Origin of the sequence: Pseudomonas sp. MB-090624 (genome assembly GCF_003205245.1) — a bacterium.
GTDB lineage: Bacteria > Pseudomonadota > Gammaproteobacteria > Pseudomonadales > Pseudomonadaceae > Aquipseudomonas > Aquipseudomonas juntendi.
Genome location: NZ_QJRK01000002.1, coordinates 70410 through 92944, shown reverse-complemented (window position 1 = coordinate 92944; position 22535 = coordinate 70410). Strand labels below are relative to the sequence as shown.

The following is a 22535-nucleotide window of genomic DNA, read 5'->3' as shown; positions in this document are numbered from 1 at the left end:
GGTTGACAAGGTTGAGGCGACGAGGCATCGCGAGCCGCGACACCTCGTCTCGTACCGGGTTTTTCTTGTGACGAACGAGCCGGCGACGTCAGCTGTTGATCGGGATCGAACGTCCCTGCTTCGGCGCGCTGACCTCGCGCTTGTCGATCGTGACCGTGAGCACCCCGTTCTTGAACGATGCCTTGATCGAATCCTGATTGGCGTCGTCAGGCAGGTTCAAGGCGCGGTGAAAGCTGCCGTAGGTGCGCTCCACACGGTGGAAGCCACCTTCCTTCTTCTCCTGTTCCTGGCGCTTCTCGCCACGCACCACCAGCACGTCGTTGTCGAGGGTGATCTGGATGTCCTTTTCCTCGACACCGGGCACTTCCAGGGCAATCTTGTACTGCTTGTCGGTTTCCTGGATGTCCAGGGCCGGCTTCAGCATGCCCGACCAATCGGATGGCAGCCGCGGCATGGCCAGCGCCGGAAAACCGAAGCCCCGGAACGCGTCATCGAACAGCCGGTCGATCTCGCGATGCAGTTGCAGGATCGGGCTGACTGGCCCGCTCGCCGCTGGCATGTCATTGCGCTGCACCGGCAGGGAAGAGGCGGTCTGCTGCTCTTGCTGCTCGTTCTTGAACCAGTTCCAGGGAGCCAACTTCTTGAAATCGATGTCCATGTCATACCTCCAGAAAAATTGAAAAACGAGTTACTCAAGCCCTTTACCTGCTGCGACGGGCAGTGCGCCCAGGCGACACGGGCGGCTCGGATGACTTCTGCTGTTCACGCTTGCGCATCACCTCCTTCTTTGCTCCGGCTCGGGTCTGATCATTGATCCACTGATCGATTTCACTTTGACGAAACCGCCACGTCCCGCCCACCTTGAAAGCCGGAATTTCCCCGTGCGCGGCGAGCCGATAAAGCGTCCGCTTGCCGACTTTCAAGTACGCAGCCAATTCATCGAGCGTGAAAATCACCTGTAGGTGCGCTTTCATCTCACCCTCTCCAATCGCGTCGCTTTGCGGTTCCGGCCAAGGAAATCCTTGCAAGACTTTGCAAGATATTGCGCTTACCAGGACAAACTTCAAGAGTCAATGTACAGCGATCTCCCGCCCCATTGATGCAGGTCAACTGCTCAGGCCAACGTGCGGAATTGCCCAGTCGTCGCTGCGGATCGCGTTCCAGAGTCGGGCCGAAACACTTCCGTTGCCCCAGACAGCGTAGTTCAACAGTATCCGTCCGGCCAACACACCTTCCCGACACCGCCGCCGAAGGCCATGGTGGTCGATTGCGCCGTATTCTTGGCCAGGCCACGGAAGCGGGTCTTCACATAACCGAACTGACGCTTGATCACCCGAAACGGATGTTCGACCTTCGCACGTACCTGGGCTTTGGCCTTCTCGATCTTGCGCCTGGCCTTCTACAGCGCACTGCGTTTGCTCAAATGCTTGTAGGTGCTGCGTCGCGCAGCGATCTGCCAGATCACTTGCCGACCGTCGTGCTCAGGCCGTTTCTCTCCTAAGTCAGACTCTTCAATACTGAATCACTTAAAGTTTTGTGGCGCACGCGGAGCGCTTGTTTCAGGTCGACTCCGGCTCGGATTGATCGGCAGCAATCGGCACAGAGTGTTTAAAGACGCTAAATCCCGTTTCGATTTCCAAGGCCAGTAGCTGTCCGGCTTCGTAGCCTGATCAGGGTACGATGTCCCTTCCTGGTGAGCTAAACCGCCCCAGCAACACGCCAGATCATTCGTAGCGGCCAGGATGTGCTCAACGCATGGGCTCTTGGCGCAGGCGGCACATTGATAGCTCGCGCCATGGTCTACGAACTCGGCGCAATGGGCGAGTCAGGTGTCAGTAAGGCGTTGCAGACCCTGCACAAGGAGCTGGATGTGTCGATGGCGCATGCGGTCACACCGATATCAGAAACGTCGATCGAACAATTCTGGTCCCTGGCACTTTTTGAACGGCACTGCGAAGAGAAGACTATGAAAATTGACTTTTAAATCTATCAGGCCTGGCTGCCCCCGTGGGTTTTTCACACGTAACCGTGGCTTGCGCATCAGAAAAGTACGCGTCCGAGATTGAGATCTTTACCTTCGGCAGAGGCTTGCGGACTCGGAATTCACGTACCAGCTTGCAAAAAAGGCGTTTCACCAGTCGATGATCCGGCAGTTTGGAAGGACCAACTTTTTCAATAGAATCGGTTGGTAGCGGCCGGCTGTGAAGTGCCATTTTCGATTCAAGCGGAGTACGCGTACCAACCTTGCGATCGTAACGAGAACAAGGTCGGTCTTGTGCGATCAGTCGACTGACTGTGGCACGCGCCTGAGCGCCTCAGCCATGAAGGGAGCTGTCTGGCTTGTTGGCGCGACCGCTACCTGCCGAGGCGTGCCGACCGCCAAGATCCGGCCGCCCGCCCCTCCCGCGCCGGGCCCGACGTCGACTACCCAGTCGGCCTGGGTCACCGCGCGCATATCGTGCTCGATCATCACTACGGTATTGCCAGCATCGACCAGGCGCTGCAATTGTACCAGCAAGCGGTCGACATCCGACGCGTGCAGGCCGGTAGTTGGCTCGTCGAGCACATACAGGCTGCGACCTCGCTGGCTTCGCTGAAGCTCCGTGGCGAGCTTGATGCGTTGCGCTTCGCCCCCCGACAACTCCGTGGCGGGCTGCCCAAGGCGCAGATAACCCAGCCCGATGTCCCGCAGTAGCTGCAACGGCCGCGCGATGGCGTCCTGGCTCGCAAAGAAGTCCTGGGCTTCTTCCACCGTCATGTTCAGCACATCGGCGATGCTGCTTCCATTCCAGCGCACGGCGAGCGTAGCCTCGTTATAGCGCGCGCCATGGCACGTGGGACAGGGTGCGTAGACGCTGGGCATGAACAGCAGCTTAAGGCTGACGAAACCCTCGCCTTCGCACGTACGCAGCGCCCCTTCGACACGTTGAAGGAAAACCGACCGGCGTCGAAGCGACGACGGCGCGCGTCCGGCTTCGCGGCAAACAGTTTTCGCACGTGATCGAACAGACCGGTGTAGGTGGCCAGGTTGGAACGTGGCGTGCGGCCAATCGGCTTCTGGTCGACCTGGACCAGGCGCTGGATCACCTCCACATCGCCTGCAAGGTGGCCACCGGTGACTTCGATCATCGCCGGCCCTTCGCTGCTGGCGTTTTCGGCCGCATCGTCCTCGGGCTCGTGCCCCAGGTGCAACAACAACAACAACAACAACAACAACAACAACAACAACAACAACAGTTCCGGCAAGGCCTGAGCGGCCAGGCTGGATTTGCCCGAACCCGAGATGCCGGTCATCGCCGTCAGCACGCCGAGCGGGATGTTGGCATCCACGCCATGCAGGTTGTGCCGCCGAATACCTCGCAACTCCAGCCAGCCGGCGGGTTCGCGCCCACGGCTAGCCGGCGCGGGGATTTCATCGAACAGACAACGTGCGGTGCGCGACTCGGCAATCTCACGCAGCCCTTGCGGCACACCGCTGTCAAGCACATGGCCGCCCCGCTCTCCCGCATCCGGCCACACATCCACCAGCCATTGCGCGCGGCGCATCAAGTCGAGGTCGTGTTCCACCACGAACACCGAATTGCCAGCATCGCGCAGCTTGTCCAGAGCGTCGTACAGCGACTTGCTGTCTGAGGGGGGCAGGCCTGCTGAGCGTCGAGCACATACACCACGCCAAACAGCATGGAACTCATTTGCGTGGCCAAGCGCAAGCGTTGCAGCTCGCCAGCCGACAGCGTCGGGGTGGCCCGATCCAGGGTGATGTAACCCAGGCCCAATCCGCGCAGCTGGCGCAGTCGCGCCATCACACCCCCGACCAGGCGCTGCGCGGCAAGGCGCTTCTCCTCCGAGAGCGCCGAGGTCCGGCGCACGTCAGGCGATTCGGCATGCACCGCACGACCGCGTGCGGCGCGTTCGGATCGATCACAACGGGTCGCGGCCAGGTCGGTGCCCTCCCCGGCTGCGTGCGCGCGAAAATCGCCCTGGGCGATGGGCTCGAGCAATGCAGCCGGGCGGTCCAGCGGCAGTTGCATGAACTCGCCGATGTCCACCCCGGCAAAGGTGACCGACAGCGCCTCGGCCTTGAGCCACTTGCCGTGGCAGGTCGGACATGGCTTGCCTTCCATGTAGCGCGACACGCGCTTTCTCATCAATGCGCTCTGGGTATTGGCAAAGGTCTGCAGCCCATAGCGTCGCGCGCCGGTGAAGGTCCCCACGTAGCTGGGATCGAGCTTGCGCTTGAGTGCGTCACGGGTTTGGGCAGGTGTGAGGCCCGCGTAAACCGGTACCGTGGGCGTCTCCTCGGTGAACAGGACCCAGTCACGGTCTTTTCTGGACAGGTCCTTCCAGGGGCGGTCGACGTCGAAACCCATGGTGACTAGGATGTCGCGCAGGTTCTGACCATGCCAGGCCGGTGGCCAGGCGGCGATGGCCCGATCACGTATGCTCAGCGACGGGTTGGGTACCATGCTCGCCTCCGTCACCTCGTACACGTGGCCCAGGCCATGACACGCCGGACAGGCCCCTTGCGGCGTGTTTGGCGAAAAGTCCTATGCGTACAACATCGGTTGATGGGCGGGATAGGCGCCGGCACGCGAGTACATCATGCGTATGAAACTGGACAGCGTGGTCACACTGCCTAAGGAAGAGCGCGCATTGCTCGCCCCACGCTGTTGCTGCAATGCGACCGCTGGCGGCAGGCAGTCGATCGCATCGACATCCGGAACGCCCGCCTGGTCGATCAATCGCTGCGCTTAGGCAACCGACTCGAAGTAGCGCCGCTGCGCCTCGGCGTAGATCGTGTCGAAGGCTAGCGAGGACTTGCCGGAACCCGACACACCGGAAAACACCACGAGCGCATTGCGTGGAATGGCGACATCGACGTCTTTGAGATTGTTTTCCCGCGCGCCGCGCACTTCCACCAGGCCGCTGGCCGTAGTGTTGCAGGAGGATTCACCGAATGAAGGGTTTGGCATGGGCTCCCGTCCCGCTGTTCGTGATGGCAACGTGCTGTTGATCCGGGTGGGCCGAACGCTCATATTGACCGGAGTTTAGTGTTGCAAGTTCGGCGCCCGCGTTGAATCCCCTGCCCTGCCCCGGGAACCTTTCGCCTGTCGCTGTCAATCCAGCGACCGAACATTCGCTGTAGATGTGCCAGGCGCTGGTGGATTCGTTGCTGGAAGATGTAGAAAACCGGAGTCAGGCTCGCGCTTTAATGAGTTTCGGTGCTGCGTCCGGCTCCATATCCCATCACAGGGCATCGGGCAATAAGGGCTTAAGCAGGATCGCCAGCCCCGCCTCCACGGCTTTATCCCAGTTGGCATCGCTACACGTCCAAACTCAGCCGCGCCCCTGACGCTGCAAAGTGGCGGCAGGAGCGTTGGTTGGAGCGCCTTGCTTGACTTGCTTAGCCAGGTAGCTTGGCCGCGAGGACGTCAACCTTCTCGATTGACGGTGGTGTGGCAAACAGCTCGGCAGCCTTGGCCATAAGCGCCGCTGCGACCTTGCCTGAAAGATGAGCCTGCCGGCCTGCTTCATCCGGGAAGGCGTCAAAGATGCCAAAGGTGGACGGCCCCAAGCGGATGGCGAACCAAGCCGTAGTGGCTGGTTCTTCCTCCACTATTGGAAGGCCACCCAAGAGAAAGCTCTCTACCTCTTTCTCTTTCCCGGGCTTTGCTTCCAGACGAACGAACAACGCTACGTTGACCATGACGTGCCTCCTGTTGTTAGGACTACATCATCATGCCCCATGCTTTCCAGTAAGCGCAACGCAATATTCGCCGATATGCCGCCCAGCTCCAGCGTGGCGGGGATGAAGGGTAGCGTCGAGTCAGGTGCCAAACCATCGGGTAAAACAGTTGCCTAAATTGGCAGCAAAATAAGCGCCCGAAGTGTTGCTGGCACTGGAGGATACCGAAAATTCGTTCAGCGACTACGGTAAGCGTCACCAGCGACTATAGTCATCGATGAGCCAGAGCGAATCCTGCGGTTCTGCTACACACTTGGCCCTCAATCCAATACCGCGAAAGCACGGCGGATCTCCTCCTGCTTCTTGATGCGGAACGTGAACGTCTCGCAGCCGAAGACAATCAGGCTCAGGCTCAGGCTGAGATCGAGGTGAATCGCGGCATCGTCGCCATTTATAAACCACTTTGCGGTGGATGGAATTATCCCGCCGGGCAAGTCGTATCCCGCTGAGCAGACCCCAACCGCCCATCTATTAGGGCTCAAGCAATGCACACTTCAGAATTGGATGATGCAAAAGAAACGAATGGCGACCTGGTTCAAGGGCCGCTGCCGGCCGGCACTGTCGCGCCCGACTTCACTCTGTACGCAACCCCTGATCAACAGTTGTCGCTGCGCGAGCTAAAGGGAAACCCCCGTGATACTGGCTTTTTATCCCGCTGACTGGACTTCGGTGTGCGGTGACCAACTGAATTTGTACAACCAGTTGCTACCCACATTCAGAGAATACGGTGCAGCGCTACTGGGTATCTCAGTTGACAGCGCCTGGTGTCATCAGGCCTTTGCCAAAGATCGGAATTTTCACTTCAGCCTGCTGACCGATTTCGAGCCCAAAGGGGCTGTGGCACGACAGTATGGGGCGTACGAGTCCCACCTGGGGGCTTGTAAGCGGGCGCTGTTCGTGATTGACAAGGAGGGAGTGGTCGCCTGGAGCTACGTCTCCCCGATGGCAATCAATCCCGGGGCGGACGGCATTCTGGATGCTCTGGCGAATTCATCACAAAGCACGCCAACCTAACATTAATAGGTGATCACATGGCCAATCTCAAAGTCCCGGTAAGTGCAACCGACCATCGCCAGGGAAGTGCGCAAGCCAAGGTCACACTGGTGGATTTTGGTGACTATCAATGTCCCTATTGCGGTGAAGCGTATTGAGTGGTCAAAAAGCTACAACAGTATTTTCGCGATGATTTGCAGTTCGTGTTCCGTAACTTTCCACTGACGACCGCTCACCCGCATGCGCTGGGTGCAGCTGTCACTGCTGAGTATTGGCGTGATGTACGATGCGTTCCATGTGGCTCTGCTATGTTCAAACGAACGGCGCAGCTTTCGCGCTCCAGGACGGCAGCTCGTCAGGAATATTTCTCTTCCGCTGAAGTGTCGCCGTGGGCGTGTCTGATCCTGCGCACGATCCACCAAATAGTCAGCATCACCCCAGGCAGCAGAACCGCCGTCACCTGCGCCACATTGTCGTGAACGATCGGAATGCCCTTGAGCAAATAGCCGAGAAGACTCACGACGTAATAAGAAATTGCCGCGACCGACAGACCTTCGACGGTTTGCTGAAAGCGCAATTGCATCTTGGCCCGGTTGTTCATCGACGCCAGCAGATCGCGGTTCTGGTGTTTAAGTTCGACGTCGACCCAGGAACGCAGCAATGCTATGGCCCGGGTCAACTTGTCGGAGAGCTTGGCTTGGCGCTCCTTTACGGATTGACATGTCCGCATGGCTGGAGCGATGCGACGCTGCAGGTACTCCGCCCAGGTGCAGTACCCGGATACGGCCTCTTCCGAAAGCGCTGCCAGCCTTTCCTCGACGATCTCGTAGTAGGCGCGGCTAGCCCCGATTCGATAGAAATTCGCCGCAACGCCAGCTTCCAACTCGGCAGCCAGGCCGGGTAATTCGGACAGCAGCACGTCGCTGTCTCGCCGCTCCACCAAGCTCGTACACATCTCGTCGGTGATCGCGGCGAGCCGCGACTCTATACGTCGCAGTTGCGACGTCATCGATCGTGTCAACGGCAGAGACAGCAACGCCAGGGTACGGTAAGTCTCGATCTCCAGCAGACGCTGAACCAGCGCACCCGCCCGCGCCGGGGTCAAATCGCGGGTGAGGATGAGGATCTGCGTCAAGCCGTCCTCATCCTATCGGAAATCGGTCAGGATGACGGCAGAACCGTTCTCCACAATTGAGTAGCACATGCTGGCAGGATCAAAATGATTGGCCTCCTTCTCCGTTTCCGGCGTCCATGGAAAAAGTCTCAAATGGATGCCAGAGACGACCGGGCCTGGAGCAATCCATGCTTGAACGGGTTTTCGCCGCACGGCTCTCCGTCTCGGAATCCAGCGAAGCACACCAGAGATACGTCGAGAACTCGGCGTGCTTTTCGCAGTGCAGGTCCCCCTCATCCCATGTCAAGTCGTGAAGCAGCGTAGCGTGGTCGGGCTCGGCAACGCCGAAACGATGAAATAACGTGCTGATCGCCATCTGATCCTTGGCCACGTCGCCTTCGGTCATGAAAGCGAGCTGCAATATGCTCCGGGGGGCCTGAAGCAACAGATGCGGGCGCGCGTGCACTTCGTCAACGGCTGCAGCAAGATCGACATAGGCCGGCATGCCGTACACGATGGCAGTCGGGGCGGGTGGTATGGTCGTCGTATTGATGTTGGCCGGCTCTTTCATAACGACCTCATTTCTCATTAGATGAAAGACGCGTTTCAAGGCAAATGCCCGCAGCCATGCGTTTCGCACATGGCTGCGGGCCGACCTTCATGAGCAGGCACCGCCTGCACGGTCTGTCTAATAGGCTCGCCGTACAGAGGCTTGTGCTGGCCCTGTCAGAACGCCCTCAGCTGCCTTGCTTTCAGACGAAGGTGTACGAGCAGACCTTGTTGCCCGCCGGATCACGCAGGTAGGCCGCATAGGCACCCGGCAGGTGACCACGTGCGCCAGGCTGGCCCTCGTCGGTGCCGCCTGCGGCAAGGCCGGCGGCGTGGAAAGCATCCACTTCAGCGGGAGTGGCGGCCGCAAAGCCGATCGTCACGCCGTTGCTGCAAGGCGCTTCACCATTGCCCGGGCGGGCGATGATGAAAGCCGGCTTTTCGCGACCGAAAAGCACCCATCCGTTGCCGAAAGGACCGAGGTTCTTGATGCCGAGAGCACCCAGAGCGGCGTCGTAGAACGCTGCCGACTTCTGAACGTCGGCGGCGCCGATAAAGACATGCGAGAAGATGCCGTCGCCGGAAATGACAGGATTGGACATGGTTAATTTCCTTGGTGGTTGGTGTTGAATGGACAGTGAGTGATCAGTAGTGGATCACTGTGCGAATCGACTTGCCTTCATGCATCAGGTCGAAGGCCTTATTGATGTCGTCGAGGCCCATGGTGTGGGTGACGAACGGGGCGAGATCGATCTCGCCTTTCATTGCGTCTTCCACCATGCCGGGAAGCTGAGTGCGGCCCTTGACCCCACCGAAAGCCGAACCCTTCCAGGTGCGACCGGTGACCAACTGGAACGGGCGCGTCGAAATTTCCTTGCCTGCACCAGCCACGCCGATGACGATCGACTGGCCCCAGCCACGATGTGCTGCTTCCAGTGCCGAGCGCATCACGTTGACGTTGCCAATGCACTCGAAGGTGTGATCGACACCCCAACCGGTCATCTCGATGAGAACCTCGTGAATCGGCTTGTCGAAGTCCTTCGGGTTGAGACATTCGGTCGCGCCGAAGGTACGAGCCAGCTCGAACTTCGCTGGATTGGTATCGATGGCAATGATGCGACCTGCCTTGGCTTGGCGCGCACCCTGAATCGCTGCGAGCCCGATGCCGCCGAGACCGAAGATGGCCACCGAGTCACCTGGCTGCACCTTGGCCGTGTTGTGAACGGCGCCGATGCCCGTGGTCACACCGCAACCCAGTAGGCAGACGTGCTCGGGATTGGCGTCGGGGTTGATCTTGGCCAGCGATACCTCAGCCACTACCGTGTATTCGCTGAAGGTCGAGCAGCCCATGTAGTGGTAAAGCGGCTGGCCGTTGTACGAGAAGCGGGTCGTACCATCGGGCATTAGCCCCTTGCCCTGGGTTGCGCGAACAGCGACACACAGGTTGGTCTTGCCGGACTTGCAGAACAGGCATTCGCCGCATTCGGCGGTGTAAAGAGGAATGACGTGATCGCCAGGCTTCACGCTGGTCACACCTTCACCCACCTCCACGACGATACCCGCCCCCTCGTGACCCAGCACGACCGGGAATAGACCTTCGGGGTCATCGCCCGACAGGGTGAAGGCGTCGGTATGGCAAACGCCAGTATTTGTGATCCTTACGAGCACTTCGCCTTTGCGAGGCGGATCAACGTCGATCTCGACGATTTCCAGCGGCCTTCCAGGCTCGAAGGCGACTGCTGCACGGGATTTCATGATGTCGTTTCCTTATCAGGGGGCACAGGAGCGGAGCATTCCGCTGAGTTGTCAGTATAGGAGACGACAAAGCTGCAAAATATGGAATTTTTTCGATTTTATAATTCCATTTGTGGAACAATTAACGATCAACGAAGCTGGACATGAGGTATGGGTAATGACCAAAGATATCGAACTGCTGCGCATATTTCGGGTGGCGGCCGAATGCAGCAGTTTTCGCGACGCAGCCGTGCGTCTGGGGACTTCCCCTCAAGGCGTCACGCGAGCTATCCAACAACTGGAGAGACACTACTGCGAGGTGCTGTTCCATCGCAGCACGCGACAGGTGCGCATCACCGCCTTTGCCGAAGGCCTGCTGGAACAGGTGCGCCCTGTGCTGGAGCGGTTCGAGGATCTATGGCGAACGCCTGCGGCCGACCAGCAGACTACCCTGTCGGGCACGGTCCGCATCACTGCACCGCACAGCCTGGGTACCAGAGCAGTTTTACCTGCATTGGAGCGCGTTGTCGCACGTCATCCTGGGATCAACCTGGATGTGCGCCTGTCCGATCGCATCAGCAACACGGTTGACGACGGGATCGATGTTGGCATCAGAGTTGGTTTCATGCGCGATAGTCGCTTCGTCGCGCGCAAGGCAGCCGATATGAGGTTGCCAATCGTTGCCGCTCCAAGTCTTATCGAGAAAGTGGGCGCACCTGGCGATATCGATGCGTTGGCCGGCCTACCGATCGCCGCAGCCCTGGATACCAATACCGGCCGCCCCTGGCCTTGGCACTTCAAAGGGGGGCAGCAGTGGATACCCGCAGCTCCCACCCTCATTGCCGACAATGCCGACATGGAAATAGGCGCCGCACTGGCCGGGGTCGCCTGCGCCCAACTAGCGGACTACATGGCGGCCCCCTACATTGCCAGCGGGAAACTCGTGCAAGTGTTGCAAGACGAAGAGCCTCCGGCATGGGGGTTGTACGTCTATCGACCCCAGCGTGGCCCCGTTCCGGGACGGGTTCGAGTGGTATTTGATGAAATGCTGGCCGCCGTTGGGGCGCTGCCAGCTTTGCGCTGACACGCAGCTTGGCGTTACAGGGCCTACGTCGTGGAAAGCGAGGCACTGGGCCTTGGTGGCTCGCCTTTGCGGTTGAATAGTTACTCGGGCTCGGGGAAGCTTTTACGAGCCTGTTGGAGGTGGTAGCAGTCGCTGCCTACCGTCCACGCAACGGATAGGGTTTTCTTGATCATAGATAACTCTGCGTTGGGGATAAAAAAAGCAGGCTGGAGGGTCGCTGCTAGACTCGGTGATGCGCCCCAAAACGCTGTCGTGCTTTCTGCTCATCTCAAGTTATATTTTGGCACTAGGAAAGAGCAAGGAATGCTGTCGGGCACAGACTTTGGATACGGAAACTAACTTCGTTACCTACTTAGTGGGTTCAACAATGCCACCGGTCCTAACGGTCAGGAATGAGTGAGCGAGGAGCGAACATGCCAACTGTCCATCATCTTCGGTCAGGTCTATTAGCTGCCATCTTCTTGGCGGCAGGGTGCGAGTACGGCGACCGCAGGAACCACCTCATCGCTGCAGGATATGGTCGAGGCGGTGGAGACACTGCCCGAAATCATCCTTTACCCGGCTAAGGAAATCGTCACCCTTGACCCGGCGAAACCCACCGTCCAGGCCGTGGCGGTCGTCGGCGATCGCATTCTCGAGACGGAATCGCTTGACGAACTCAAGGCCGCGGCTGGCAAGCAGTCCTACACGGTCAACAACACCTTTGCCGACCAGGTCATCGTGCCAGGCTTCATTGCCCAGCACGATCATCCATTGCTGGCCGCACTGACAATGACCAGCGAGATCATCTCCATCGAAGACTGGGTGCTGCCGAAGGGAACATCGAAAGCAGCCAAGAACCATGAGGAATACCTCGCGCGCCTGAAGGCTGCCAACACTGCGCTGAAGGATCCAGATGCGCCTCTGATCAGTTGGGGCTATACTAATACTTCCATGCTGCGCTGAAGAAGGCCGACCTTGATACAATGAGCAAGACTCGACCGATTATCATCTGGCACCGGTCGGGTCATGAGTTTTACGTGAACTCCGCTGCCGAAAAAAGTATGGTGTAACGAAAGCCTGGCACGACAGGCTGTCCGACAGCGCAAAAAGACAGTCGGACTTTGCCAATGGCCACAGTTGGGAACCGGGCGGATTCGCTGTCCTGCCGCTGATCGGTCCGGTAATCGCCTCGCCGCAACGGTTACGCGCAGGGCTCGAGTTCGTTCAGACCTACTACCACGCCAACGGCGTAACGTTGGGTGCGAGCCCGGCGGGCGGCATTTCGTCGAAAAAGTTGCAGGAAGCCCAAAATGCAGTGCTGAGCAGTTCCTCGTCGCCCTTCCGCTTCTATTACATCGTTGACGGCCAATCGATCACCGGCGTTTACCCCGATGAAAAGATCGCCGAGGAAAGCGAGAAGATCCTGACCTGGGGACAGGGTATGACCGCGTATCTTCCCAAGCAAGTGAAGCTGTTCGCGGACGGCGCCATCTTCTCCCAGCTCATGCAGGTTAAGGATGGCTACACCGACGGGCATAAAGGCGAGTGGATGATGGATCCCGATCTGTTTGCCCGTCGTTCCGCGTGTACTGGGACCTCGGGTACTAGATCCATGTGCACGTGAACGGTGACGCCGGCCTCGACATGTTGCTCGACCAGCTTGAGCTCAATATGCGCCGTCACCCTCGCCCCCGACCACCGCACTGTGATCGTTCACTTCGCGGTCTCGACGCCTGAACAAGTTGCGCGTATTAAACGACTGGGTGCCATCGTGAGCGGGAACCCGTACTACCCAGTGGCACTTGCAGACAATTACCGTACCAACGGGCTCGACCCCGCGCGGGCGGATAACCTGGCCCGCATGGGTGATGTCGAGAGGGCCGGCATTTCCTACTCTTTCCACTCCGATATGCCGATGCCCCCCGGCCAGCCGCTTTTCCTGATGTGGACCGGCGTAAATCGCATCACCAACGATGGCAACCTGCGCGGCCCCGAACAACGGGTTAGTCGCCTCGGCGCCCTGAAAGCGGTGACGCTGGATGCTGCGTACTCGCTCCAGCTGGAAAAGGACGTCGGAAGCATCGTGCCCGGCAAACTCGCAAAATTCTGCAACGTAGCCTCTGGCTGGAAAAAGGGCATTGTCGATAAGAACGTTCAAGGCAGTCGACGGCGCATCAGGATTGACGCTCAAACTGCATGTTCCACACCCTCGAGGAACTGAATGCCTGGCTGGGCCAACGCTGTCGTGCGTGCGCTCTGGAGCGAGCTGCTACACCCCTAGTGCAACGGGCTGACGGTGGCGGACGTTTTGGAGCTGGAGCGGGTCGAAATGGATGCCGACCGCCTTTGATGGCTACGTCGAGCACACCGTAAGGGTCTCCAGCACCTGCCTGATCTGCGTGGCACGAAATCGCGATTCGGTGCCGTGTGAGCGAGTCGGCCAATGGGTCAGCAGTCGTCTATATCCCTCCCGGATCAGGGTCATCGCCGATGACACGATGATTGCCAGCCACGAGTGCCTATTTGATTGAGATCAGGTCAGGTTTGACTGGCAGCATTACATCCCACTCATCGAACGCAAACCCAGTGCACTGTGCAATGGCACGCCGTTTGCAGATCTGCCCACTCCGTTGCGGCTTCTCAAGCGGGGCCTGAGACATCACAGCAACGGTGATCAAATTATGACGTAGGTATTGGCTGCTGTGCCCATCGCTGGTCTCGACCCGGTGCTGGTAGCGGTAGAACTGGTGCTTGAGTCGTGACCTTCGGTCCTCCTGTGTGAATCGCTGAGCGCTGCACGCGCGAAATCGATTGGCGCTTGCGAGGATTGTCTGGCGCCCTGAGTGCCGATCACATCCTAAATGTTCTCGCCCGACTCACCGCCACTGCACCGCCGCTCTCCGTAGAAACCAGCCTACAACTTAAGGTGGCACCCGTTGCCAACACGGCCCGTTACCAACTCTGTACAACAGATGAGGAGAGCCGCCTGCCGGACTTGGAAATCAGGAATGACATCCTTTGACAGCCTCATCAACGCTGGGACAGGTTTATTCTTGCCTGCTGGATGTCGACAGTTCGCATGCTGAAGATTCCAGACTGAATGAGATTAGACCAGTCAATGGTAAGCTTTTCACAGGCTCGCCCCCCATCAACAGTGACTTCCGGATGAATGGTATTCTCTCGGCCGGCTATGTCACTGTTACGACGATACGCCAGGACGGTTCGAGGCAAGTGTTTAACTATGCAAACAGCCGGCTTTCTGGAAACCACCAGCGAAATTCCGGAGCCGCATGGGTTCAAAAGTAGCCGTTGCTCTGCCATCTGGTGAACGGACCGTCGAATTCACGGAGCATGCTCACAACAACCTTGAAGTGGATAGCCGTGACCACAACATGCGAGCTGCTTATATTCACATTATTGGGAACACGGCCGTGTCGGTGAGAACCATCATCGGCTGGCTGTTGGCATAATCGCTTGGCTGGCTGTGGATGGCCCAGCGGTTTGAACATCTGCGCCACGTCGCCATAATCCGGATCGTAGAAAAGAATGTCACGCATCCAGAGCGCACCAAAGTCCAGCGCTTCGACGCGTTGCACCATCTCGAAATGACCGCGCATGGTCGGGGCCGCTCGACCGGGATGGGTTTCCAGCGGCAAAATCGGACCGATAGTGAGTGCTTCTGGTTGAAACAGGCGTTGAAAAAATGGGATGACGCTCCGAGGAAGGATGAGGAGTCGGCTACATCTGTGGTAAAAAGGGCGTCGACAAAGCGATCGGTAAACCACAACTCCACGTGCAGCTCCGGCCACTGCTTCAGATAGGCATCAAGGATCGGCAGGACATGGCGCTGACCAAAGGACAGCGGGACCGTGAGTTTAAAGGTACCGGTCGGCCGCCCACGGCCCGGACCATGGTCACCTCGACCTCATCAAGATCCTCGATAATCTGCCGCCAGCGCTCATACGCAATCTGTCCCTCGTCCGTCAGGCTCAGTTTGCGCGTCGTGCGATTGAGCAACCGTGCGCCCATCCGGCCCTCCAAGCGAACAATGCCGGTCCATGCCCAGTGTAATCGCCGCGGCGGTAAAGCTTCCCGCCTTCACAGTAAAAACAAACGGGTTGATATCACCGATATTGGTTGGCTTGCGTGGAAGTTTGGCTCCCGGCCATTCATTCGAAGTATCCAATAGTGCTAAAGCTTAATCGCTCACACCCGTGCCTTTGTGCAAGGGCACAAACGGCACAGGGTACCTATCAGAAGTCTTGCGCCGTCGGACGCAGAACAATCTCGTTGATATCGACATCGGCAGGTTGCTCGATCGCGTAAGCGATGGCCCGTGCAACCGAATCAGCCGGGATGGCCTTCTTGTAAAACTCGCCAACAACCTCGGCGCTCGGCTGGTGCCCGCTGCCGAACTTGAGCTCGGAATCCACCGCGCCCGGCTCGATGGTCGTCGTGCGAATATTCCCGCCGACTTCATGACGCAGGCCATCGGAAATAGCGCGCACCGCAAATTTGGTACCGCTGTACACCGATCCACCGGGGCTGAACACCTTGATGCCGGCAACCGACGAGATGTTGATGAAGTGACCGCTGGCCTGTTGTTCGAAAAGCGGCAACGCGGCCGCAATGCCATATAACACGCCCTTGATGTTGATGTCGATCATGCGATCCCACTCTTCGGTGCGCAGTTGCGAAATCGGAGAGATCGCCATCAGCCCTGCATTGTTGATCATCACATCGATGCGACCGAATGCCTCGACAGCCTTGGCGACCAGCGCAGACAAGTCCTCTTTGTTTGTGACATCTATCGGATGGGCAATCGCCTTGCCGCCTGCTGCGGCGATCTCCCGGACAATCGCGTCCAGACGGTCCTGGCGACGGGCGCCAAGCACCACATGGGCCCCGAGCGCTGCCAGATGACGCGCCGTTGCTTCGCCCAGACCGCTACTCGCACCGGTGATAACGACCACTTTACCCTGGATGTTTTTACTCATGTTCAGCGCTCCTGTTGAGACCTGTTTGGGTTGATGAGTGCAGTCTGCGCTGGTTTTATTCGTCAGAAAATGGAAGAGTTCGGATTTGAGAATTCCATTTTCTGCAACGGGAGTTGACGCCAATGCTCAATCGCATGGAGCTGATTCGGATCTTTTCGGTGGCGGCGCAATCGACCACGTTTCGCGATGCAGCCACCCGTCTCGGCACCTCTCCGCAGACCGTGACACGCGCCATCAAAGAACTGGAGCGCACGCTTGGGGAGCTGTTGTTCCACCGCAGCACGCGGCAGGTTCACGTCACCGCTTTTGGTGCCAAACTTGCCGTGCAAGCCCGGGAAACCCTGGATGGGGTAGATCAGTTGTTTATCGCCAACAGTAAACAGGAGGTAAAAGGCGCCGTCGGCATCACGGCCCCCCACGCCATTGGCAAGCTGTATCTGATTGAGTTTCTGAAACCGCTGATGCTTGAGAATCCGGGCCTGAGCATCGACCTGAGCCTGGATGACCAGCTCACCGACGCGGTGGCCAACAAGATTGACATCGGTATTCGTGTTGGAGCTGTGCGGGATCGGCGCTATATCGCCAGAACGGTGGCCCATGTCGACCTGAAAATCGTCGCGGCGCCGTCACTCCTCGACACCGTGCAATGCCCTGGCAGCATCGAGGATCTGAAACGCTTGCCCCTGTCGATGCTGATCGATCGCAACAACGGCCGCCCCTGGCCGTGGGTGCTTGCTGAGGGGCAAACGTTCCTGCCTGCCTCCCCGGCATTTACCTGCGACGATCCAGAAACCGAGCGAGAGATTGTTCTGGCGGGAATCGCCTTTGGGCAAATGCCCGGTTATCTGGCAGAACCCTATCTGTCTGAAGGGCGACTGGTCGAGGTCATGCAACACGATGCCCCGCCGCCTTCCGAATTGATCATGTATCGCCCGCAATCAGGGCCCGTGGCACCGAGAGTGAGGCTGGTGTACGACCACCTGGTCAACTGCTTCTCAGATCCGCGTGTTTTTGCGCAGAGCGCGCGCTGAAAGAGTTGTGTGGAAAAACACCCGTGAGCCTCATCTTCCTTTTTCGTCGTACTGGGACAGGATCGTTTCCAGCAGGCCCGGAAAACGGTGACTCAAATCTTCCCTACGCAACGAGTTCATGGGGGTCGTGCCGATGGTCTGGGTTTGAACCAGTCCGGCATCTCGCAGCACCCGGAAATGGTGGGACATGGTGGACTTCGCTCGGCCACCGTCCAGCTCGCCACAGCTGGCCTCTCCCAGCTCGGCGAGACGCCGGACTATCTCCAGGCGCACAGGGTCGCTCAAGGCGTAAAACAGACGCTCAAGAACGAATTCGCTGAGAGGAAGGTGTTTGAAGGGGCGCATGAGCGAATCACACACGGGTTTGCTCTATGCCAATAGTTCGAATATTATCGAACAACAGAAATATAAACTTCGGAGAAAAACCTGATGTCTGCGCTGTTCCAACCTTTCACGCTCAAGGATATTTCCCTTCGCAACCGGATCGCGATTCCCCCCATGTGCATGTACTCGGCTGATGATGGCCTGATCAACGAATGGCACACTGTGCACTATGCTACCCTCGCGCGGGGCGGGGCGGGACTGGTGGTCGTCGAGGCGACCGCCGTGTCCCCCGAAGGACGGATCACGCCTGGCTGCGCTGGTATCTGGAATGATGAGCTCGCCCGCGCCTTCGTGCCGGTGGTGCAATCGATCAAGGCTGCCGGCGCAGTGCCAGGTATCCAGATTGCCCACGCGGGGCGCAAGGCCAGTGCGAACCGCCCTTGGGAAGGTGACGATCATATCGGCGAGGATGATGCGCGTGGCTGGCAGACCATCGCCCCGTCGGCTGTTGCCTTTGGCGCTCATCTCGCCAAGCTGCCCAAAGCCATGACGCTGGAGGATATCGCCCGGGTGCGCGAGGATTTTGTCTCAGCCGCTCGCCGTGCACGTGAGGCCGGCTTCGAGTGGCTGGAGCTGCATTTCGCCCATGGCTATCTGGCCCAGTCATTCCTCTCTGAACACTCCAACCTTCGTGACGACGCCTACGGCGGAAACTTCGATAACCGTAGCCGCTTTCTGCTGGAAACACTGGCGGCGGTTCGCGAAGTATGGCCAGAGCACTTGCCGCTCACCGCTCGCCTGGGTGTCATCGAATACGACGGCCGGGACGAGCAGACCTTGTCAGAGGCTATCGAACTGACACGTCGTTTCAAGGACGGTGGATTGGACTTGCTCAGCGTCAGTATCGGGTTCACCATCCCTGAATCCAACATTCCTTGGGCCCCCGGATTCATGGGCGAAGTTACTCAGCGCGTAAGGCGCGAGGCGGGGATTGCGGTGGCCTCGGCATGGGGCTTCGGCACGCCGAGCGTCGCCGAAGAAGCGGTGAGAAGTGGTCAACTGGACCTGGCGATGATTGGCCGGGCGCACCTGGGCAATCCTAACTGGTCCTATTCAGCCGCCCAGGCGCTGGGTGTAGAGCGTGCTGCCTGGACCTTGCCCGCTCCCTATGCCCATTGGCTTGAACGCTACAGGTGATCCCGCCGGAGCGAGAGCGCTCGCGTGGCCTTAGGGCTATCAACTTGGTCGAATGCCCAAGTGGGCAAGATTGTTGTCGCGCTCTCACCCGGATTCAGGTTTTTGGCCGCATGGCCGGCATGGACATCTTCGATACACCCGTGCCAGCCAATGCTCCCTCTTCATATCGCACACAGACAGGAGGTTTGATGACCACCCCTCTGACACTGATTGCCACCTTGGTCGCCAAGGCCGGCTTCGAAGTCGAGCTCGAGCAGACGCTGCAGGGCCTGCAAGGCCCAAGCCGAAGCGAAGCGGACTGCATCCAGTACGATTTCCACCGTGATGCCGAGCAGGCTCGCACTTTCCACATGATCGAGCAGTGGCGGGACGAAGCGGCGCTGACTGCTCACGAAGCGACACCGCATTTTCAGACAGCGCTCCCTTTCATCGAACGTGCTGCTGAAAAGCTCACCATCACGAAAATGTATCGCATCTCCTGAGGATCTTCGAATGAAAGCCATTGCACACTTCAAATGCCTGCCTATTGAACATCCCGACGCCTTGGTGGAGATCGATATACCCGAGCCAGTGCCGGGGCCGCGCGACTTGCTCGTAGAGATAAAGGCCGTATCGGTCAATCCTGTCGATACCAAGGTGCGGCAGGGATACGTACCGCACGAGGACGAAAGCCAGCCGCGTATCCTCGGTTGGGACGCTACCGGCGTGGTCAAGTCGGTCGGCAGCGACGTGACGCTATTCAAGCCCGGTGACAAGGTCTGGTACGCCGGATCGCTGATCCGCCCGGGCAGCAACAGTGAGCTGCAACTGGTGGACGAACGCATCGTCGGCTCAATGCCCCAGTCGCTGGATTTCAGCCAGGCTGCGGCATTGCCGCTGACTTCCCTGACCGCCTGGGAATTACTTTTTGATCGCCTGGGTGTTGCACGCGATACCACCGACCGAGGCGAAACGCTGCTGATCATCGGCGCTGCAGGCGGGGTGGGTTCAATCCTGACTCAGCTGGCTCGTCAGCTAACCGGGTTGACGATCATTGGTACGGCTTCGCGCCCTGAAACGCAGGCCTGGGTCACCGAGCTTGGTGCGCATCATGTCATTGACCATACCAAGCCACTCAGCGAGGAGCTCAAACGCTTCGGTATCGCACAAGTCAGCTATGTCGCCAGCCTGACCCAGACCGATCGGCACTTCGAGCAAATTATCGAGTCACTGAAACCTCAGGGCAGGCTGGGCCTGATCGATGACCCGGCCACGCTTGACGTCGTACCGATGAAGCGCAAGAGCCTGTCGTTGCACTGGGAGCTGATGTACACCCGCTCGCTTTACGAGACAGAGGACATGCAGGAGCAGCACAACATCCTCAATGAAATTGCGCGGCGCGTTGATAGGGGCGACTTGCGCACCACCGTTGGCGACAACTACGGGCGCATCAGCGTAGAAAATCTTCGTCGAGCCCATGCTCTGCTGGAAAGCGGCAAGGCGAAGGGCAAGATCGTGCTGGAAGGCTTCTAAGAGGGCGTAGACAAAATAAATCAAACCGGCTGCACCACCTACCTAATGTCCTGAGCGTCGGGCGGATAATCCTGCACAGAAGCACCCGTGTTATCGGGTGCCTTCCTCAGCGTGGCCGGACTGAAAGCGGCTATTCGTCCTCATGACACTCGTTAGAGAAGCGGAATGCTATAGCTTACAAAAACTCGGTTCTGATCTACGTTACGAGCCGCTTCGCTGTTGGACTTGCCGTTACGCCAGCCGAACCCGACACCTTTAAGCGCTCCGGACTGAAGGACGTAGTCCAGGCTAATGTCTCTTTCCCATTCCTTTTGGTTGTCGCCGGACGTAGTTTTAATATTATCGCCGGAGAGGTACATGACCGAGCCTTTCAGGCCAGGAACTCCCAGAGCGGCAAAGTCGTAAGCATACTGACCGAAAGCTGTGCGCTCGCCTGCGCGGGTGAACGTTTGGATCAGGCGGTCTGTATACAGATACAGGCTTGCTCCACCGGCGCCCTTGTCTATCAGGCTGCCCTGATTGAGTTGAGTGAAGTTGCTGCCATCCGACACACTTTGGTACCCCGCAGTAATCGCGTGGCCACCCAGCGTGTAAATCAACGCGGCACTCCAGGTACGGTTGTCGATCTCTCCATCACCGTTTTTGGTGTAGCCATTAATTCTGTAGCCTGACGTACCGGAGCTATTTGCACCTGACGAGTCAGTTTTGAAGTAGCGCAGGTCGGTTTTAAGGGACTGATTGTCCGAGAGCGCAAGGGTGTGAATCAATCCAAAAAAATGCTGCGTATAGTAGTTATCGAGGTTTGCGTAGTAGTACTGAGCTGTCAGATCCTTGGTGACACTCCAATCGCCCCCGGCGAAGTCAAACTGATTGCTCTCACGCGTACCACCAGCAACGGCCAACCCCGTCTGATCGCTTGAACCACGCCCTGTCGCATGTTCGATCCGACCTCCAGTCAAGGTCAGCCCCTTGAACTCGCTCGAGGTGATTTGACCGCCCTCGAAGGTTTGTGGAAGTACGCGCCCATCGTTGGCAACCAGAATTGGGAGTTTCGGAATCAAGGTGCCGTAGCGAAGTTCAGTTTTCGACATTTTGACTTTTCCGGTCAGCCCCACCCGGCTCCACTCGTCGACGGCACGGTTGTCACTGTCAGAAGGCATCATGGTGCTGCCGACATGCCGTCCTTTGCCGCTGTTCAGGGTAACCCCCAGCAATCCCAGGCCATCGACACCAAAGCCAACCATGCCATCGGTATAACCCGATTTGAAGTCCAACATGAAACCCTGCGCCCATTCTTCGGTTTTGGAAGGGGCGGCAGTGCCATCGCGGTTGTCGTTATTGAAGTAGAAGTTCCTCATCCCCAAGGTGGCCTTGCTATCACTTAGAAAGTCAGCATGCGCCTGTGCACTCAGGGTGATACCAAGAAACACCGAACTTGCAGCAATTTTTTTCCTACTCAATTGTATAGCGCTCCCTTTGTTATTTTAAAGTAATAGAAGCAACGCAAAATCTTAGAGGTCAACGCAACGCACACGAAGGACCGGTACTTAGTCAATTTCAACTAACCCGATAATTGGCACGCCATTTTATTCTTCTGAACATCCTGCTCCATGGCAGCGGGTTGGAAAAAACCACCGAGGTGACCTGCACATGAGCATGAGGTGAACGGATGATCGTCGCATGTAGCGTACCCGGAGGGCGCCGATATGGCAGGTCTGCCTTTCGATAGCAGGTGGGAATCTGGTCATTTTTCGTGGCTCTTGTTGTTTTACAGCGCGAGAGCGCTAGAGCCAAGTGTGTGTGAAAGGCGCAGGGAGCGCCTTGCCTGGGGAGATGGAGTTTTGCGCCGAAGTCTGGAAATTTGTCTTTGCGTCTGATTTAAGGGGCTGGGACCCGACACAATTCCGGTCATGTTCGACGACTTCGATGACTTTATGGATAGCGACCGGGCTCTATAACTTTTGAATTTTGAGTGTTCATCACATAAGTGGCGAATGCAGATCCTTCGCGGTTTTCCACAAGGCACTTTGGTCACGATATTTATCTTAAATACATGTATTTCATAGGATTAACCCCTCCCATTCTGATATGGTTTTTTTCGACTATCTGAGCCTTTTTCGTGAATCAGTAGTCTATAAAGTGCACGCCCGATGTTCTTTAAAACAACAAAAAGCAGCCAACTAATTTTGGCGCTTGGGCACACTGACGCGCTCGAGAACTCAGACCATCTCAGGATCAGAAATTAAACCTTTCTTTATAAAAAGAAATGGCA

18 protein-coding genes and 8 pseudogenes are annotated in these 22535 nt (G+C 58.0%); 13 read left to right on the top strand and 13 right to left on the bottom strand.

The annotated features are described in order from the left end of the window. Positions 1-88: 88 nt before the first annotated feature. The 3 genes and pseudogenes from hsp20 to DMX12_RS01630 all read right to left on the bottom strand — a co-directional run. Positions 89-658 (bottom strand): small heat shock protein sHSP20, encoded by a 570-nt coding sequence (hsp20, locus tag DMX12_RS01640; RefSeq protein WP_110675898.1) that lies wholly within the window; start codon positions 656-658, stop codon positions 89-91. Between the two features lie 43 nt (positions 659-701). Then, positions 702-974: a helix-turn-helix domain-containing protein gene (locus tag DMX12_RS01635; protein ID WP_034126242.1), complete on the bottom strand. Its 273-nt coding sequence runs from the start codon at positions 972-974 to the stop codon at positions 702-704. Positions 975-1255: 281 nt separating this feature from the next. Next, positions 1256-1495, bottom strand: a pseudogene (locus tag DMX12_RS01630) (transposase); the annotation flags it as partial. Positions 1496-1726: 231 nt separating this feature from the next. Between DMX12_RS01630 and DMX12_RS01625 the strand changes: the two are divergent. After that, positions 1727-1944, top strand: a pseudogene (locus DMX12_RS01625) (alpha-hydroxy-acid oxidizing protein); the annotation flags it as partial. A gap of 337 nt (positions 1945-2281) precedes the next feature. Here the strand turns inward: DMX12_RS01625 and DMX12_RS01620 are convergent. Then, positions 2282-4973: pseudogene (locus tag DMX12_RS01620) on the bottom strand (excinuclease ABC subunit A). A gap of 431 nt (positions 4974-5404) precedes the next feature. Next, positions 5405-5707 (bottom strand): putative quinol monooxygenase, encoded by a 303-nt coding sequence (locus tag DMX12_RS01615; protein WP_110675896.1) that lies wholly within the window; start codon positions 5705-5707, stop codon positions 5405-5407. 178 nt (positions 5708-5885) lie between these two features. Between DMX12_RS01615 and DMX12_RS29715 the strand changes: the two are divergent. The 3 genes and pseudogenes from DMX12_RS29715 to DMX12_RS29710 all read left to right on the top strand — a co-directional run. Further along, positions 5886-6195: pseudogene (locus DMX12_RS29715) on the top strand (TolC family protein); the annotation flags it as partial. Positions 6196-6379: 184 nt separating this feature from the next. Beyond that, positions 6380-6760: a redoxin domain-containing protein gene (locus DMX12_RS01605; RefSeq protein ID WP_256598375.1), complete on the top strand. Its 381-nt coding sequence runs from the start codon at positions 6380-6382 to the stop codon at positions 6758-6760. Between the two features lie 17 nt (positions 6761-6777). Then, on the top strand, positions 6778-6897 hold the full coding sequence (locus DMX12_RS29710; RefSeq protein WP_232248989.1) for a thioredoxin domain-containing protein: 120 nt from the start codon (positions 6778-6780) through the stop codon (positions 6895-6897). Positions 6898-7094: 197 nt separating this feature from the next. On the opposite strand, the pseudogene DMX12_RS30205 reads toward DMX12_RS29710, so the two are convergent. From DMX12_RS30205 to DMX12_RS01585, 3 genes and pseudogenes are all read right to left on the bottom strand, one after another. Beyond that, a pseudogene (locus DMX12_RS30205) lies at positions 7095-8424 on the bottom strand (DUF3422 family protein). Between the two features lie 181 nt (positions 8425-8605). Next, on the bottom strand, positions 8606-9004 hold the full coding sequence (locus DMX12_RS01590) for a VOC family protein (RefSeq protein WP_110675894.1): 399 nt from the start codon (positions 9002-9004) through the stop codon (positions 8606-8608). 43 nt (positions 9005-9047) lie between these two features. Then, positions 9048-10157, bottom strand: a complete 1110-nt coding sequence (locus tag DMX12_RS01585; protein ID WP_110675892.1) for an S-(hydroxymethyl)glutathione dehydrogenase/class III alcohol dehydrogenase — start codon at positions 10155-10157, stop codon at positions 9048-9050. A 157-nt stretch (positions 10158-10314) separates the two neighbouring features. Between DMX12_RS01585 and DMX12_RS01580 the strand changes: the two genes are divergently transcribed. The 5 genes and pseudogenes from DMX12_RS01580 to DMX12_RS29695 all read left to right on the top strand — a co-directional run. Further along, on the top strand, positions 10315-11220 hold the full coding sequence (locus tag DMX12_RS01580) for a LysR family transcriptional regulator (RefSeq protein ID WP_110675890.1): 906 nt from the start codon (positions 10315-10317) through the stop codon (positions 11218-11220). Positions 11221-11736: 516 nt separating this feature from the next. Beyond that, on the top strand, positions 11737-12165 hold the full coding sequence (locus tag DMX12_RS29595) for a hypothetical protein (RefSeq protein WP_197889158.1): 429 nt from the start codon (positions 11737-11739) through the stop codon (positions 12163-12165). 292 nt (positions 12166-12457) lie between these two features. After that, entirely contained in the window at positions 12458-12826 is a 369-nt protein-coding gene (locus DMX12_RS29590) for a hypothetical protein (protein ID WP_197889157.1), read from the top strand. A gap of 3 nt (positions 12827-12829) precedes the next feature. Beyond that, positions 12830-13300 (top strand): annotated as a pseudogene (locus DMX12_RS29585) (amidohydrolase family protein); the annotation flags it as partial. Positions 13301-13306: 6 nt separating this feature from the next. Further along, a pseudogene (locus tag DMX12_RS29695) lies at positions 13307-14224 on the top strand (hypothetical protein); the annotation flags it as partial. A 274-nt stretch (positions 14225-14498) separates the two neighbouring features. On the opposite strand, the gene DMX12_RS29690 reads toward DMX12_RS29695, so the two are convergent. The 3 genes and pseudogenes from DMX12_RS29690 to DMX12_RS01560 form a co-directional block, all read right to left on the bottom strand. Then, positions 14499-14819 carry a hypothetical protein gene (locus DMX12_RS29690; protein WP_232248996.1) on the bottom strand — a complete coding sequence of 107 codons (321 nt, stop codon included), beginning with the start codon at positions 14817-14819 and terminating at the stop codon, positions 14499-14501. Positions 14820-14962: 143 nt separating this feature from the next. Beyond that, positions 14963-15388 (bottom strand): annotated as a pseudogene (locus DMX12_RS29685) (LysR family transcriptional regulator); the annotation flags it as partial. A gap of 67 nt (positions 15389-15455) precedes the next feature. Continuing rightward, complete coding sequence (locus DMX12_RS01560) at positions 15456-16199, bottom strand: SDR family oxidoreductase (protein ID WP_110675888.1); 744 nt, start codon at positions 16197-16199, stop codon at positions 15456-15458. Between the two features lie 122 nt (positions 16200-16321). Here DMX12_RS01560 and DMX12_RS01555 point away from each other — a divergent pair, with 122 nt between their 5' ends. Continuing rightward, positions 16322-17230: a LysR family transcriptional regulator gene (locus DMX12_RS01555; protein WP_110675886.1), complete on the top strand. Its 909-nt coding sequence runs from the start codon at positions 16322-16324 to the stop codon at positions 17228-17230. 30 nt (positions 17231-17260) lie between these two features. On the opposite strand, the gene DMX12_RS01550 is transcribed toward DMX12_RS01555, so the two are convergent. Continuing rightward, positions 17261-17575: a helix-turn-helix transcriptional regulator gene (locus tag DMX12_RS01550; RefSeq protein WP_110675884.1), complete on the bottom strand. Its 315-nt coding sequence runs from the start codon at positions 17573-17575 to the stop codon at positions 17261-17263. A gap of 84 nt (positions 17576-17659) precedes the next feature. On the opposite strand from DMX12_RS01550, the gene DMX12_RS01545 reads away from it, so the two are divergent. The 3 genes from DMX12_RS01545 to DMX12_RS01535 all read left to right on the top strand — a co-directional run bounded on the left by DMX12_RS01545 (position 17660) and on the right by DMX12_RS01535 (position 20263). Continuing rightward, positions 17660-18751 carry an NADH:flavin oxidoreductase/NADH oxidase gene (locus DMX12_RS01545; protein WP_110675882.1) on the top strand — a complete coding sequence of 364 codons (1092 nt, stop codon included), beginning with the start codon at positions 17660-17662 and terminating at the stop codon, positions 18749-18751. A gap of 110 nt (positions 18752-18861) precedes the next feature. Beyond that, positions 18862-19233, top strand: coding sequence for a putative quinol monooxygenase (locus DMX12_RS01540; RefSeq protein WP_256590366.1), 372 nt, complete (start codon positions 18862-18864; stop codon positions 19231-19233). A gap of 10 nt (positions 19234-19243) precedes the next feature. After that, on the top strand, positions 19244-20263 hold the full coding sequence (locus DMX12_RS01535) for a zinc-binding alcohol dehydrogenase family protein (RefSeq protein ID WP_110675880.1): 1020 nt from the start codon (positions 19244-19246) through the stop codon (positions 20261-20263). Between the two features lie 152 nt (positions 20264-20415). Here DMX12_RS01535 and DMX12_RS01530 read toward each other — a convergent pair whose 3' ends face one another. Then, the gene (locus DMX12_RS01530; protein ID WP_110675878.1) at positions 20416-21723 is read right to left on the bottom strand and encodes an OprD family porin; all 1308 of its coding nucleotides are present in this window, start codon (positions 21721-21723) and stop codon (positions 20416-20418) included. Between the last annotated feature and the right edge of the window lie 812 nt (positions 21724-22535).